Annotated in this window: 13 protein-coding genes and 1 riboswitch; all 13 genes read left to right on the plus strand. The window is 44.4% G+C overall.

All coding sequences use genetic code 11. The features are described from left to right. The first annotated feature begins 1,080 nt into the window (after nt 1-1,080). The 13 genes from ectA to cysC all read left to right on the plus strand — a co-directional run bounded on the left by ectA (nt 1,081) and on the right by cysC (nt 15,010). Nucleotides 1,081-1,671 carry a diaminobutyrate acetyltransferase gene (gene ectA, locus ACFOGI_RS14370; RefSeq protein WP_390274004.1) on the plus strand — a complete coding sequence of 197 codons (591 nt, stop codon included), beginning with the start codon at nt 1,081-1,083 and terminating at the stop codon, nt 1,669-1,671. Next, nucleotides 1,671-2,948: a diaminobutyrate--2-oxoglutarate transaminase gene (ectB, locus tag ACFOGI_RS14375; protein ID WP_390274006.1), complete on the plus strand. Its 1,278-nt coding sequence runs from the start codon at nt 1,671-1,673 to the stop codon at nt 2,946-2,948. Before ectA ends, ectB begins: the two co-directional genes overlap by 1 nt. Nucleotides 2,949-3,027: 79 nt before the next feature. After that, the gene (locus tag ACFOGI_RS14380; RefSeq protein WP_390274009.1) at nt 3,028-3,417 is read left to right on the plus strand and encodes an ectoine synthase; all 390 of its coding nucleotides are present in this window, start codon (nt 3,028-3,030) and stop codon (nt 3,415-3,417) included. Between the two features lie 147 nt (nt 3,418-3,564). Continuing rightward, nucleotides 3,565-3,673: riboswitch (SAM riboswitch) on the plus strand. 90 nt (nt 3,674-3,763) lie between these two features. Continuing rightward, nucleotides 3,764-4,486 (plus strand): phosphoadenylyl-sulfate reductase, encoded by a 723-nt coding sequence (locus ACFOGI_RS14385; protein WP_390274011.1) that lies wholly within the window; start codon nt 3,764-3,766, stop codon nt 4,484-4,486. Between the two features lie 260 nt (nt 4,487-4,746). Next, nucleotides 4,747-6,591 (plus strand): assimilatory sulfite reductase (NADPH) flavoprotein subunit, encoded by a 1,845-nt coding sequence (locus ACFOGI_RS14390; protein WP_390274013.1) that lies wholly within the window; start codon nt 4,747-4,749, stop codon nt 6,589-6,591. Between the two features lie 29 nt (nt 6,592-6,620). Then, nucleotides 6,621-8,351, plus strand: coding sequence for an assimilatory sulfite reductase (NADPH) hemoprotein subunit (gene cysI, locus ACFOGI_RS14395; protein WP_390274015.1), 1,731 nt, complete (start codon nt 6,621-6,623; stop codon nt 8,349-8,351). Between the two features lie 34 nt (nt 8,352-8,385). Continuing rightward, nucleotides 8,386-9,162: a uroporphyrinogen-III C-methyltransferase gene (cobA, locus tag ACFOGI_RS14400; RefSeq protein WP_390274018.1), complete on the plus strand. Its 777-nt coding sequence runs from the start codon at nt 8,386-8,388 to the stop codon at nt 9,160-9,162. 12 nt (nt 9,163-9,174) lie between these two features. Further along, on the plus strand, nt 9,175-9,906 hold the full coding sequence (locus tag ACFOGI_RS14405; protein ID WP_390274021.1) for a sirohydrochlorin chelatase: 732 nt from the start codon (nt 9,175-9,177) through the stop codon (nt 9,904-9,906). A 33-nt stretch (nt 9,907-9,939) separates the two neighbouring features. After that, entirely contained in the window at nt 9,940-10,569 is a 630-nt protein-coding gene (locus tag ACFOGI_RS14410) for an NAD(P)-binding protein (protein ID WP_390274023.1), read from the plus strand. Beyond that, nucleotides 10,566-11,378 (plus strand): uroporphyrinogen-III synthase, encoded by an 813-nt coding sequence (locus ACFOGI_RS14415; RefSeq protein WP_390274025.1) that lies wholly within the window; start codon nt 10,566-10,568, stop codon nt 11,376-11,378. Before ACFOGI_RS14410 ends, ACFOGI_RS14415 begins: the two co-directional genes overlap by 4 nt. A gap of 47 nt (nt 11,379-11,425) precedes the next feature. After that, nucleotides 11,426-12,604: a sulfate adenylyltransferase gene (gene sat, locus ACFOGI_RS14420; RefSeq protein WP_390274028.1), complete on the plus strand. Its 1,179-nt coding sequence runs from the start codon at nt 11,426-11,428 to the stop codon at nt 12,602-12,604. A gap of 17 nt (nt 12,605-12,621) precedes the next feature. After that, nucleotides 12,622-14,400: an SLC13 family permease gene (locus ACFOGI_RS14425; protein WP_390274031.1), complete on the plus strand. Its 1,779-nt coding sequence runs from the start codon at nt 12,622-12,624 to the stop codon at nt 14,398-14,400. A 10-nt stretch (nt 14,401-14,410) separates the two neighbouring features. Further along, complete coding sequence (cysC, locus tag ACFOGI_RS14430; RefSeq protein WP_390274033.1) at nt 14,411-15,010, plus strand: adenylyl-sulfate kinase; 600 nt, start codon at nt 14,411-14,413, stop codon at nt 15,008-15,010. Nucleotides 15,011-15,267 lie beyond the last annotated feature (257 nt).

The following is a 15,267-nucleotide window of genomic DNA, read 5'->3' on the forward strand; positions in this document are numbered from 1 at the left end:
AGTAGGACGCTGCCAGGCAACCGAAACCCCGGGAAGTGATCATTCACTTCCCGGGGTTTTTTGTGTATTCTTTCTCCAGACTTCTTCAGGGTAGGCTAGAATGTAACGATGCTTCGCATAACATCTTTCATAAGTAACTGGACCTGCCTTAATTATATGGGTATATAGTCATTCATGAGGGCTGAAGAAATCACATGGGTTTTATATAGACTGGGAGGAGTATCTTTTAGCCTTTTTATAAGTCAATAATTCTATGGTAGCAGAGGAATCCCCTATAAGAGGCGGTTATAAGGAAGTTTAAACCAAACAAAACATCAAGGGATCATGACACTAAGGTCTGAATAATAAATGAAACTCCGTCCATTGAACAAACTGCTACAACCATGTGTGAGTTTATATAGGTGCAATTCTCGTAGTTAATGAAAAAGGACAAATGACTGGTTTATTCACGGATCACGAAATAACTCCTAGCTGCTTAACTGCAAAGGGGGAGAAACAATAATCAATAGTGATGTCTGCTCAGAAAACTATATAAGGGAAGTCAGAAATGGATATCAACCAGATCAGCATAATTAATATCCCAGCAGCAATACGTCGTCCCCCTGTAGGGGAAAATGGATAGATATTAGGCATGACAACCCTTGGTGATTCGGCTATACAACAACAATTTGATGATGAAGCTATAGAGGTATTTTTCAGCACTTCCCCCCCGACTTCCCTCGAGAAATACCAGCTGCTAAATTACTGCTCCTTTCTGTAAAGGAGCAGCTTCCTTTAGATGAGACTCATAACTTTTCCTAAAATAGCAAGCATCAGATAAAAATTTAGCACCCCATCTATTCGTCTTCATGAGATTTCACAGAAAAATTTAGAGGCACAGCATTTATTTCCCCCCTTACTTTCAGAAAAAAATTCGGTGAATTCTTTATAATTCAATCTATTCGGGATTATATGCTAGTTATTTATAGCCTTTTCAAATTATAAGAGTCTAATCAGATTTGTGCATGATTAAACAGGCTAAATCAAGATTTATCCGTTTTGACGAAATTGAAAATAACCGATAACCTTAAATAGTACGTGTTGTTAATAAATCTTTCCGGAGGTGGAAGCATTAATAAGAACGCAACAATTGAACGGGCGCCGGCAAAAGAGCTGGCCACAGATATTCATTTTCGTAAGCCAAATAAGGATGACGGAGCATCGGTCTGGGAACTGATCAGACATACAGGTGTTCTAGACCTTAACTCTTCCTACAGTTATGTGATGTGGTGCGAGATTTTCTCCGACACATCAGTTGTCGCTGTAAAGGATGATCAGATTGTTGGTTTCATTTCTGGGTACATCCGACCTGACCAACCGAATACACTGTTCATCTGGCAAGTGGCTGTACATGAAGAAGGACGAGGCAGAGGTCTTGGGACAAAGATGTTGTTTGAACTATTGAACCGGGAAGCTTCCCAACAAGTTACATATGTGGAAGCGACTGTTGCGCCATCTAATACGCCGTCCCAAAATCTTTTCAAAGGTCTTGCTAAAAAGTTGGACACTGACTATGAAATAGATACGTACTTTACAGCTGATGATTTTCCAGGGGAAGGGCATGAAGATGAACCATTATTCAAAATCGGGCCTTTTCAGGAAGAAAATAAAATTGTAAAAGGAATGATATAATGACAACGGCAGTATTGAGCGATAAGAAAATGAAAACGTTTGAAGAAATAGAATCGGCAGTAAGGAGCTACAGTCGTGGCTGGCCGACCGTATTCGAAAAAGCAAAAGGATATAAAATGTGGGACACGGATGGAAACGAATATATTGATTTCTTTGCGGGTGCCGGCACTCTAAACTATGGCCATAACGATGACACCATGCAAGAGAAGATGATTGAATATATCAAGAATGATGGGATTATCCATAGCCTGGATATGGGGACTACTCCAAGGAAAGAGTTCCTGGAGCGTTACAAAGAAGTAATTTTGGAGCCCCGCAATTTGGATTATAAAATCATGTTCCCAGGACCTACTGGGACCAACACGGTTGAAAGTGCACTGAAAATTGCTAGAAAGGTGACAGGCCGTGACACGGTCATCAGTTTCACCAACGCATTCCATGGTATGACCATTGGATCACTTTCTGTAACTGGAAACTCCTTTAAGCGCCATGGGGCCGGTGTGCCGCTGCATCACTCAGTTTCCATGCCTTTCGATGATTATGTAGATGGCCAGAGTTCTATTGCATACCTTGAACGATTCCTGGAAGACAGCGGAAGTGGTGTTGCACTGCCTGCTGCTATTATTCTGGAAACCGTACAGGGTGAAGGCGGAATTAATGCTGCCAGTATGGAATGGTTGAAAGAGATTGAAAACATCTGCCGCCGTTGGGACATTTTGTTGATTGTAGATGATGTCCAAGCAGGTAATGGACGCACAGGGACATACTTCAGCTTTGAACCAGCTGGAATTAAGCCAGATGTAGTCTGTCTCTCCAAGTCAATTGGTGGTGTAGGTCTGCCAATGGCTATTACACTGATCAAATCTGAATATGATCAATGGGGACCAGGTGAACATAATGGTACTTTCCGAGGAAATAACCTGGCATTCATTGCAGCAACTGAAGCACTCAATCGCTGGGAGACAGATGATTTTGCTAAAGAAATTCAGGAAAAGGCTGATTTCTTAAGTGACTCTGTAAAAGAAATCATCAATAAATATCCGGAGCTGAATGGCACAGCGCGTGGTCGTGGATTAATGCAAGGTATCGCCATAGACAAAGAAGGACTTGCCAGCGAAATTTGTGCAGAGGCATTCAATCGTGGCCTGATTGTAGAGACATCCGGTCCTAGCGATGAAGTGGTAAAATTCCTTCCGCCGTTAGTCATTGACAAAGATGGTCTGGCAAAAGGCCTGGAAATCCTGGAAGAAAGCATTAAAGCTGCAACTGCTAAATAATCATCGTAATATATTTCACTAAAATATATAGAGAAACAGCAATAGTTTTCATACAAAATGACGAAAAGGGGAATTCGACATGATCGTAAAATCTTTGGAAAATATTATTGGAACAGAGGACGAAACATCTGATGGCAATTGGACCAGCCGCCGTTTTATCCTGAACAAAGACGGTGTGGGCTTCAGCATGAATGATACTGTAATTGCTGCTGGTACAGAAAATTACTTCTGGTATAAAAATCACATTGAAGCCGTTTACGTAATTGAAGGAGAAGGACAGATCGAAGAAGTTGAAAATGGTGGAAAGATGCATGATCTGAAGCCTGGCACTCTCTACCTTCTGAATGATCATGATAAGCATAAAGTCCATGCAAAAACCCAATTGCGCATGGTTTGTGTGTTCAACCCGCCACTTGTCGGAACTGAGACACACAATGAAGAAGGAGTTTATCCACTACTGACTGAGTAGTTCAAAAGGCATTCGAGGATAGGACTTTATGGTCCTATCCTTTTTTACTATTTTAGTATTAAATGAATTTTTTCTGAAAAGTGTATTGACGAATGGAGTATAACGGTATAGAATGACTAGCAACAACTACATAAACAATTTCCAAAATTCTTATCAAGAAAGGTGAAGGGAAAAGGCCCTTGTAAGCCTCGGCTACAGATGTAGAACGCCTAAATGGTGACAATTCCTATACTAATGGTTGACTATAAGATAAGAAGAGAATCAGCAGAATGTAAGAATATCCTTTTTTATTCTGGAGAGGTTTTTATATTCTGATGTGGAAAAAACTCATATGGAGGGTTGATGCGTGAATAATGAAGTAATCACCTACGACGAATTCACTGGGGATCCTTTCAAGAATTGGGTATCACAAGATGAAACCAAAGGAGCGTCTACCATTCTGAAATGGGCATATGATTCCTATGGCGATGGTGTCACCTATGCATGCAGCTTCGGTGCCGAAGGAATGGTATTGATTGATTTGATTTCTAAAGTGAAGAAGGATGCGCAGATTGTATTCCTTGATACAGATTTGCATTTTCAGGAGACATATGAGCTCATTGAGGAAGTAAAGGCGAAGTATCCGGAACTCCGAATTCATATTAAAAAACCTGAGCTGACTCTGGAAGAACAGGCGGAAGAACATGGGTCAGCATTGTGGAAAAGACAGCCGGACCAATGCTGTTTCATTCGTAAGATCAAACCACTCGAGGATGCGTTAAGCGGTGTACCCGCTTGGATTTCAGGCCTGCGCAGAGAACAATCGCCCAGCCGCAGTAAAACAGACTATGTGAATAGAGACGAACGATTCAAATCCATCAAGGTTTGCCCCCTCATTCATTGGACTTGGGATGATGTCTGGGACTATATCCGGACGAATGATCTTCCATATAATGAATTGCATGACAATGGCTATCCTAGTATTGGCTGTATACCGTGTACTTCACGTGTAAGTGACTCCGGTGATTCCCGTGAAGGAAGATGGGCAGGCTTCAATAAAACTGAATGTGGCCTTCATACAAATGGTTGAACAAAGCCTTTTATTTTTAATTTAAATCCGAGTATATTGCTAGAAATACAATACTTTTGGTTTACTAGAAACTCCGTAATTCCCTGGTATGATAAGATTTTTTCCTTATGAATCAGGGCTAAAAATTACAATTAAAGCCGAGTAATACGCTTTGTATACACGGCATATCAATTAAAGAGCCAATCGGTGGCAGGAACCTAAAATGTCTGCTGATTGGCATGGAGAACAATAAAAAATAGTATCTTATGGGGTGAGTATCTTTGCAATTATTGGAAACCAATAGTCCTTTCAGTAAGGAACAGACAGAGGATCTCAATCGTATTCTGCCAACCTTAACAGAGACACAGAGAATATGGCTGAGTGGGTATCTTTCAGTGCCGCAGCAATCTAGTGGCGGAGTGGCCGCAGTTTTGGAAAATCCAACGGCATCTCAGCCAGCTGTTCAGCAAACTGCATCGCTGAAACAGAGGGAGTTGACCATTTTATATGGTTCAGAAACAGGTAATGCCCAGTCAGTCGCTAAGGATTTAGAAGAAAAAGCGAAAGCACGGGACAAGAAAGTAAAGCTCGCTGCTCTGGATGATTTTAAACCAAAAGATTTAAAGAAGGTACAGGATCTGATGATTGTGACTGCTACACATGGAGAAGGGGACCCACCAGATAATGCCATTTCCTTTCATGAGTTCCTGCATAGCAGAAAAGCACCGAAATTGCAGGATGTACGTTTTTCAGTTCTGTCATTGGGAGATGAATCGTATGAGTTCTTCTGCCAGACTGGAAAAGATTTTGATAAACGACTGGAAGAGTTAGGCGGAGAGCGCTTGTATGGACGCGTTGACTGTGATGTGGATTTTGATGAGCCCGCTGCAGAATGGGTGGAAGGAGTTCTCAGCGAATTAGAGAAAGATGATGTGGGAACTGGAGCTGAAAATTCCTCCGTCGATCAGTTGGACCCAAGCTTGACAGCAGGACAGCCGATTTATTCCAGAACGAATCCATTCAATGCAGAGGTGCTGGATAATATTAATTTGAATGGAGAAGGGTCTAATAAGGAAACTCATCACCTGGAGCTCTCACTCGAAGGTTCAAATTTGGCGTATGAACCTGGCGACAGTGTTGGCATCTTCCCCAAAAATGATCCGGAGTTGGTAGAGAGTTTTATCGGTCAAATGAACTGGGATCCAGAAGAGAGCGTACCGATTAATAAGCAGGGGGAAGTCAGATCACTGCGGGAAGCACTCCTTTCCAATTTTGAAATCACGCGAATTACCAAGCCATTACTGAAGAAGGCGGCAGATTTATTCAATAATGATGAACTGACAGCCTTTCTAAGTCCTGAAAAAGAAGAAGAACAGAAAACTTATATGGATGGCCGTGATCTGCTCGATCTCGTAAAGGATTTCCCTCCAAAGGACATGGAGCCAGCCGACTTGATCCAAATCCTTCGTAAGATGCCGGCACGCCTATATTCCATTACTAGCAGCTATCAGGCAAACCCGGAGGAAGTGCATCTGGCCATTGGCAAAGTAAGTTATCACTCAAACGGCCGTGACCGCAGTGGTGTTTGTTCTGGTCAATGTGCAGAGCGTGTAGAACCCGGGGAGACTCTTCCCATCTATATTCAAAAGAATGAGAACTTCAAATTCCCGATGAACGGTGAGACGCCGGCAATCATGGTGGGTCCTGGTACTGGAGTCGCCCCATTCCGTTCGTACTTGGAAGAATTGGAAGAGTTGGAAGTGGAAGCAAAGACTTGGCTATTCTTTGGTGACCAACATTTCACCACGGATTTCCTCTACCAGGTAGAATGGCAGAATTGGTTGAAGAATGGTGTACTGACCAAGATGGATGTCGCTTTCTCCCGTGACACGAAGGAAAAAGTTTATGTGCAAGACCAGATGCGAAAAAATAGTGCTGAACTTTACAAGTGGGTTCAGGAAGGTGCCAATATCTATGTATGCGGGGATGAGAAGAAGATGGCACAGGATGTCCATGATACTCTGCTTGACATCTTCCAGAAAGAAGGAAACATGAGTGCTGAACAGGCAAATGATCTGTTGAAAGAAATGCGTCAGCAAAAGCGATATCAGCGAGATGTATATTAAGGCAAGGATAAAGTGAAAGGAGCTTAACAATGGCAGAAAATAGATTTCCATCACAGGAAGGACCACCGAGTGAGTTGGAACATATCAAAGAAAACAGCAACTATTTGAGAGGAACCATTGAGGAGGGGCTGAACGACCCTATTACTGGTGCCATCTCTGAGGATGATACAAAACTATTGAAGTTCCATGGAAGCTACCAGCAGGATAACCGTGATCAACGGAATGAACGCAGGCGGAAAAAGCTGGAACCTTCCTATCAATTCATGATTCGCGTCCGGGCGCCAGGCGGAGTAGCTACACCTGACCAGTGGCTGGCCATGGATGAAATTGCACGCAACTATGCAGATCAGACATTGAAGCTCACGACAAGGCAGGCTTTCCAAATGCATGGGGTGTTGAAAAGGAATCTGAAACAGACGATGCAGGACATTAATGCATCACTTATGGATACACTGGCTGCTTGCGGAGATGTTAACAGGAATGTGATGTGTAATCCGAACCCTTATCAGTCGGAAGTACATGCAGAGGTTTACGAATGGTCGAAAAAACTGAGTGATCATTTATCACCGAGGACGAATGCCTACCATGAAATATGGCTGGATGGGGAGAAGGTAGAAGACACCCGAAGAGCAGAGGAAGAAGTAGAGCCGATGTATGGACGTTATTACCTTCCAAGAAAGTTCAAAATAGGGATTGCTGTTCCTCCTTCCAATGATATTGACGTTTTCTCCCAGGACCTTGGTTTTATTGCCATCTTGGAAAACGGAGAATTGAAAGGATTCAATGTCGCGGTGGGCGGCGGTATGGGCAGCACACACGGGGACACTGCTACATATCCACAAGTTGCACGTGTCATCGGCTACTGCCCAGCAGATAAAATCATAGAAGTTGCGGAAACGGTCATAACAATCCAGCGGGATTATGGGAATCGTTCCGACCGGAAGAATGCACGTTTCAAATATACGGTGGATTCCAACGGCCTTGACTGGATCAAAAGGGAACTGGATGAAAGGCTTGGCTGGGAGCTGGAAGAGGAGAAATCCTATCATTTCGACCATAATGGTGACCGCTACGGCTGGGTCCAAGGAAAGGACCACTGGCATTTGACCTTGTTCATCCAGAACGGTCGCTTAAAGGATACTGAGGAACATCAGATGATGACAGGAGTAAGGGAGATAGCCAAGATTCATACTGGAGATTTCCGCCTAACTCCCAATCAAAATCTAGTTATTGCTAATGTGACCGATGAAAACAAGAAAAAGGTGGAAGAATTAGCAGCCAAATATGGTCTAACCGAAGGCAGTCATCATTCCGCACTGCGGAGGAATTCCATGGCATGTGTGGCACTCCCGACTTGTGGTCTGGCAATGGCAGAAGCAGAAAGATATCTTCCATCATTGATTGATAAAGTGGAAGACATTCTCGGAGAAGCCGGCTTGAGTGAAGAAGAAATTGTTATCCGCATGTCGGGCTGCCCGAATGGTTGTGCACGCCCAGCTCTGGCGGAGATTGCTTTTATAGGGAAGGCACCAGGCAAATATAATATGTATCTTGGCGGAGGTTTTACCGGCGATCGATTGAACAAACTTTACCGTGAAAATATCGATGAGGCAGAAATCTTAAATACTTTGCGTCCGCTCCTCTTGGAGTATGCAAAAGAACGCCAGGAAGGTGAGCATTTCGGAGATTATGTCATTCGTGCAGGCTATGTGGAAGAGGTTCAATCAGGACTAGATTTCCATGCAACGGTGAAAAACTGAAATATAGCAGGCGCATCAGAAGGGAAGTGAGGGAATGGGTAAAGTTTATCTAGTAGGAGCTGGTCCGGGTGATCCAGACCTGATAACGGTGAAAGGTTTGAAGGCGATCCAAGAGGCGGATGTTATTTTATTCGACCGTTTGATTAATGAAGAATTGCTGCAGCATGCCTCTGAATTTGCAGAATTGATTTTCTGCGGGAAACGTCCTGATCAGCATTCACTCACACAGGAGAAAATCAATGAACTGCTGTGTGCGTATGCAAAACAAGGAAAAGTTGTAACAAGGCTAAAAGGCGGAGACCCGTTCATATTTGGAAGAGGCGGTGAAGAAGCCGAAGAATTGAGCCGGCACGGGGTACCTTTTGAAATCGTTCCAGGCATCACTTCCGGCTCTGCAGCAGCCGCGTATGCCGGGATCCCGTTGACCCATAGGAATTACAGCTCATCCGTCGCTTTCGTCTCCGGGGTTAGTAAGCAAGATGGAGCGTCTGAGAGCTATTGGGAACATCTTGCACAGGGGCCGGATACCTTATGTGTTTATATGGGAGTGAAAAAGCTTCCGGAAATTTGCGGCAAACTGATGCAGTATGGGAAAGAGCCATCTACACCAATTGCGTTAATCCATTGGGGAACAACAGAGGATCAACAGACAGTGACTGGAACACTTGCAGACATCAGGGAGAAATCCCATCTCATCCAAAATCCTTCGATGATTGTTATTGGGGAAGTTGTCCGTCTGAGGGATCAACTGAAATGGTTTGAAGATACACCAGTTCAAGAACTATTCCCTGCAGAGGCAATTGTAGGCTAGGGGGGAACAGTTATGCAGGGTATTCTATATATTAGCCATGGGAGCCGTGTTCCCGAGGCCACTGCCGAAGCGTCCGCTTGTATCAAAGATGTAATGGATCATGTGGGAATGCCACTACAGGAAATTTGCTTTTTGGAGCTAGCAGAACCGACCATTGAACAGGGAATGGCCAATCTGGTGAGCCAAGGGGCAACAAGGATTGCAATCGTACCTGTCCTGCTGCTGAGTGCCGGCCACTACTACAAAGATATTCCTGAAGATATCCAAGAGGCCAAGAAGAGTTATCCAGATATCACCTTTACCTATGGTGAGCCTCTTGGTGTCCAGGAACGTCTCACAGACGTGCTGGTGGACCGTCTGAAAGAAACTGCAGTTATTCCCGGCCCGGACGCAAGGATTCTTTTGGTCGGAAGGGGAAGCAAGAACCAACAGACGAAAAGGGATATCGAGCAAATCAAATACCATTTGAAGAAAAAAGCAGGTATTCAGACAGAGATTGGCTTTCTAGCGGCAAGTGAACCGCCTTTCGAGGAGAGCTTGCAATCTCTCTTGACAGACGGCAGCCAGCAGATCTTCATAATACCTTACTTATGGTTTACCGGGATCCTGATGCGTCAATTGGAAGCAAGAACCCAGGAACTGCAAGAACAAGGCTTCAATGTGTACCTATGCCGGCAGCTTGGAAGTCACCAGTTGATGCAGGAAGCACTCAGGGAGCGAGTATTTGAATCAATCGAAAGTTGAAGTTATATCATCATATAAAAAGGAATGTTCTAAATGGCTGTAACCCCTCTCATGATCGACTTAAATGAAAAACAGGCTGTCATCGTCGGTGGCGGGCTTGTAGCAGCACGGAGGGCACAAACACTTTTGGAAGGCGGAGCTAAGATTACCATTGTCAGTCCTGACATCCATGAAATTTTGCAATCGGAATGGGAAAAAGGGAGGTTGCTATGGGAGCAGAAACAGTTTGAACCGGGTGACCTTGATGATGCTTTTCTCATCATTGCTGCAACGAATCAACCAGAGGTGAATGAATCCGTGATACAGGCTGCGCCACCGAATACACTAGTTAATGCTGCAGCGGATGCTAAGCGGGGGAATGTGGAGTTTCCTTCTTTCTTTCGGCGGGGAAATCTCTCCATCAGCGTTTCGACGAATGGTGCGAGTCCAGGGCTTTCTTCCAAAATCAAGGTAGAGCTTCAGCAGGAATATAACGAGGATTATGAAGCCTACGTCGATTTCCTTGCCGAAAGCCGCAAGCTTATCAAACATTCACCATTGGAGCCCGAGCATCAGCGATTTTTGTTGAAAGAACTGCTGGCTGACAGCTTTCTCCGAAAGGATAAACAATTATCAGCTATGAAGTGGTTCCGTAACCTGGCAAAGGAGGGGGAGACAGGATGAACAAATTGGACGGGAAAAAGATTGGGGTAGCAGCTGCCCGGAGCGCAGAAGCGATCAGCTCTTTAGTTGTTAACAATGGAGGCTCCCCGGAAATATTCTCGATTCAGGGCGAGCAGCTGTTGAATGAAGAGGTAAGCAGAGAAAATGTGTCGGAGTTGCTGAACCGGTCCTTTGATTATGTCCTGTTGACTACCGGCATCGGGGCAGAAGCATTGGAAAAGGCTGCTGAGCAGGATGGACAGCTCGAAGATTTCATCCATAAGCTTAGGCACAGCAATTTGGCAGTCAGGGGAAGCAAGACATTGAAATGGCTGAAGAAACACTCATTGACACCTTCCATCGTTGCAGAGGATGGTACAATGCAAAGCCTGTTGAATACGCTGGGGCAGCAAACAGAGAATGGCCAACATATATTTTTGCAGGCGTATAATCAGGATGATGCATCTTTGAAGGAGGAACTGGAGGGACTGGGGCTTCAAGTATATTTATCGAAACCATATCATTATCAACCACCCGAAAGTGATACACTTTCTAGACTTCAGATGCGTATCATGGATAGAACAGTGGATGCCGTGGTATTCACCAGTAAAACGCAAGTGAATAATCTGTTTGTCGGCAATTCATTGGAAAGACAACTATTGGAAGCCTTTAATCAAGACGTTCTGGCAGTTGCGGTAGGTAAAGTGACTGCAGGTAAGTTAAAGCAATATGGAGTAACGGATCCATTTCAGCCGACCGATCCGAAAATGGGGAGAATGGTGGTGGAGCTCGCCGATCATTATGCATCACTAAGTCACCCCCGCCCTTGATTCTGAGTAGGACGAATACATAATTATCACGATATGGAGGTTTTACTATGACATTGACGGAACAGAAACAGAAAGAAACCATTCAAGCGCATGGAGGAGAATTGGTTCAGCGTGAATTGGAAGGAGCTGAAAGAGAATCCTTTCTGCAGCGACTTGATTCTCTTCCGCAGCACAGGCTGGATGCTTGGAGCCTGTCGGATCTTGAGCTTATAGGAATTGGCGGCTTCAGCCCTCTGACCGGTTTTATGGGAAAAGAAGATTATACACGGGTCATTGAGGAGATGCGTTTGGCGGATGGCACCATCTGGAGTGTTCCGATTACACTTCCTGCTGACAAGACGGAGGCAGATGCATACGAAATCGGTTCTACCATCGCCTTGGTTGGAGAGGACGACGTATTCTATGGTGTCCTCGAACTGCAAGAAAAATTCACCTATGACAAAGAGAAGGAAGCACGTTTGGTTTATGGCACCAATGAAGAAGCACATCCAGGTGTCAAGAAAATCAATGACAAAGGTGAGGTATACCTGGCAGGACCGATCTATCTGTTGAACCGTCCTGGTCATGGTGGATTTGAAGATTTTTACCTGGTACCTTCCGAGACACGTAAAATGTTTGCCGATTTGAATTGGAAAACGGTTGTCGGTTTCCAGACGCGTAACCCGGTTCATCGAGCGCATGAATATATTCAGAAAAGTGCCTTGGAGTCAGTCGATGGCCTGCTCTTGAACCCATTGGTGGGTGAGACAAAGTCCGATGATATTTCGGCTGAAATCCGAATGGAAAGCTATCAAGTGATTCTTAAAAACTATTATCCTGAGGAGCGTACACGCCTCGTCATTTATCCGGCAGCGATGCGTTATGCGGGGCCAAAAGAGGCCATCTTGCATGCAATTGTCCGTAAAAACTACGGGTGCACTCATTTTATTGTGGGAAGGGACCACGCTGGTGTCGGTGATTATTATGGTACGTATGAAGCTCAGGAGTTGATCTCCCAATACGAGGATGAACTGGGAATCCAAATATTCAAATTTGAGCACGCGTTTTATTGCACGAAGTGTGAGAACATGGCAACACAGAAAACATGCCCGCATGATAAAGAAAACCATGTTCATTTGAGCGGTACCAAAGTTCGTGAGAAGCTTCGTAATGGTGAACAACTCCCAAGGGAATTTTCCCGTCCGGAAGTAGCAGCAGTGTTGATTAAAGGAATGAAAGAAAATTAACCAAAGGAATGGTTCCCGTGACGCCTGAGATGATTTTTGTCCTGATCATGGTAATCATCATGTTGGGCGCATTGCTGTTTGAAATTGGGAGCCCAGCGATTGTTGTATTTTCAGTGCTTACCATTTTTATGATAACCGGAATACTTACGCCAAAAGAAGCCTTGAATGGCTTTTCTAATGAAGGAATGCTGACCATCGGCCTCTTGTTTATCATAGCTGGAGCTGTTCAAAAGAGCGGTATTCTGGAGCGGTTGATGAAGTCTTGGCTCGCCGGAAGCCGCAGCATGAATGACTCCATGGTACGCTTTTTCATCCCGGTCTCTCTTTTCTCCGGGTTTCTGAATAATACACCGATCGTTGTCACTTTTACACCCTTACTCAAAAATTGGTGCGAAGAACATGGTATAGCACCTTCGAAGTTTTTAATTCCGTTATCGTATGCCACCATTCTTGGCGGAACGATTACAGTAATTGGCACATCTACTAATCTTATCGTCCACACGATGCTGGTTGATTATGGATTTGAAGGGTTTACCTTATTCCAATTGGCCATCATCGGTGTCCCCATAACCATCGTGGGGTTGATCTATCTATTTACCATCGGTTATCGTCTGCTTCCGGAATATAAAGGGTTTCAGCAACAGGTGAAAGAGGATTCCAGAGAATATATTGCTGAATTGATTGTGGAATCTACTTTTCCCTACATGAACAAAAGTGTGGAACAGGCAGGTTTGAAAGACTTTCCTGGACTCTATTTAATAGAAATCATCCGGGGGAAGGAACGTATTTCCCCCGTAGTGGCCAGTACCGTCATCCAGGCAGGGGACCGGTTAATCTTTTCCGGTTTGATTTCCACTCTGAAAGATGTTCAGATGACAAAAGGCCTCACTTTACGCACAGGGACAGATCTGGAACTGGATGAATTGAAGAATGGCAACACAGCAATTGTAGAAGCTGTCGTCTCACACCAATCTTCCTTGCAATCCAAGTCGATCAAGCAATCTCAATTCCGTTCTGCCTACGATGCCGGGGTAATTGCTGTGCATCGGAAAAATGAACGGATCGAAAGCAAGGTGGGGGACATTGTCCTGAAACCAGGAGACACCCTCTTATTGTTGACGGGCAGAGACTTCGTGGAAAAGTATGATAGGTCGGAGGACTTCTATGTACTGACTCCGTTGGATTCTCCGGAGTCTTTGACCCGTAATCCGGTGAAGGGATGGATTTCCATCATCATTTTTGCTGTGATGATTTTAATGGTCACCATTGGACTCCTAAGTATGTTTGAAGCCATGGCACTGGCTGTCGTCCTGTTGTTCGCAGCGAATATCATCACAGCAGGTGATGCCAAGAAATATATACATTTTCATGTTTTACTGTTAATAGCCAGCTCATTTGGCATTGGCCTTGCGATGTCCAAGACGGGTCTTGCTCAATGGATTGCTGAGGGGCTGCTTACAGTCGGAGCACCAATGGGATTATTTGCAATCCTGCTGCTGATGTATTTAATGACCAATATATTCACCGAATTAATTACCAATAGTGCTGCAGCAGTATTGATGGTACCGATCGGGTTTGAAATGGCAGCAAATCTCCAGGTCGATCCCATCGGGTTTGCAGCCACTATTGCGATTGCATCTTCTGCCAGTTTCATCACTCCTATCGGTTATCAGACGAATCTCATTGTCTATGGACCGGGTGGGTATAAATTCACAGATTATATAAAAATAGGCATTCCACTCAGCATCCTCGTAATGCTTATCACGGTTACGATTGTCTATTGCTGGTGGTTCTAGGAGGTATAATATGGGTACATCTACAAATATTGTGTGGCATGACTCCAATGTCACAAAAGAAGAGAGACAGAAGTTGAATCATCATAAAAGCGCCGTCTTATGGTTCACCGGTTTATCAGGGTCCGGAAAATCCACTTTGTCTGTTGCATTGGAAAAAGAACTGCATCATAGGGGAATCCACACTTACCGTCTGGACGGGGACAATGTACGCCACGGATTGAACAAAAACTTGGGATTCAGCCCGGAAGACCGTGCGGAGAATATCCGCCGTATCGGAGAGGTCTCGAAGCTTATGACGGATGCTGGACTGCTCACCTTGACGGCTTTCATTTCCCCTTATAGGGAAGACAGGGATAAGGTGAGAGAGCTGCTCGATGAAGGGGAATTTGTGGAAATATACGCTAAATGCAGTGTGGAAGAATGCGAATCACGGGATCCAAAAGGTCTTTATAAGAAAGCGAGGGCAGGAGAAATCAAACAATTCACCGGAATTGATGCACCCTATGAGGAACCTGCTGCTCCCGAATTGACGATTGATACGGAGAATCAGTCGTTGGGGGAATCGGTTGAAACCATTATTTCTTATTTAAAAGAGAATGATTATATTTAAAAGAATCACTTGAGCCAGGGAAACATATCAGGTAAGGACTTGGGGCAGTGAAAAGACGCACGTTATTTCTATAACGTGCGTCTCAGCTTGTAGAGAAACCTCGTGTTTTTCTACAAGCTTTTTTTCTTGCCTCCAGGAGCACAGACCATTCCCTTTCCGCGGACGAACGCCCGAGCCTCCTCGTGAAAACCTGTACTGCACCCCAATTATTGGACACCTAATCAATATTGGAGGTGCTTCAAATGCAAGATCAGTCT

The sequence above is a fragment of the Virgibacillus xinjiangensis genome (genome assembly GCF_042643145.1).
Lineage (GTDB): Bacteria > Bacillota > Bacilli > Bacillales > Amphibacillaceae > Virgibacillus_O > Virgibacillus_O xinjiangensis.

What these genes read in the sequence shown, in the direction of transcription:
- ectB (WP_390274006.1), top strand. Translation starts at nt 1,671, where the DNA reads ATGACAACGGCAGTATTGAGCGATAAGAAAATGAAAACGTTTGAAGAA.
- ACFOGI_RS14380 (WP_390274009.1), top strand. Translation starts at nt 3,028, where the DNA reads ATGATCGTAAAATCTTTGGAAAATATTATTGGAACAGAGGACGAAACA.
- cysI (WP_390274015.1), top strand. Translation starts at nt 6,621, where the DNA reads ATGGCAGAAAATAGATTTCCATCACAGGAAGGACCACCGAGTGAGTTG.
- cobA (WP_390274018.1), top strand. Translation starts at nt 8,386, where the DNA reads ATGGGTAAAGTTTATCTAGTAGGAGCTGGTCCGGGTGATCCAGACCTG.
- ACFOGI_RS14405 (WP_390274021.1), top strand. Translation starts at nt 9,175, where the DNA reads ATGCAGGGTATTCTATATATTAGCCATGGGAGCCGTGTTCCCGAGGCC.
- ACFOGI_RS14410 (WP_390274023.1), top strand. Translation starts at nt 9,940, where the DNA reads ATGGCTGTAACCCCTCTCATGATCGACTTAAATGAAAAACAGGCTGTC.
- ACFOGI_RS14415 (WP_390274025.1), top strand. Translation starts at nt 10,566, where the DNA reads ATGAACAAATTGGACGGGAAAAAGATTGGGGTAGCAGCTGCCCGGAGC.
- sat (WP_390274028.1), top strand. Translation starts at nt 11,426, where the DNA reads ATGACATTGACGGAACAGAAACAGAAAGAAACCATTCAAGCGCATGGA.
- cysC (WP_390274033.1), top strand. Translation starts at nt 14,411, where the DNA reads ATGGGTACATCTACAAATATTGTGTGGCATGACTCCAATGTCACAAAA.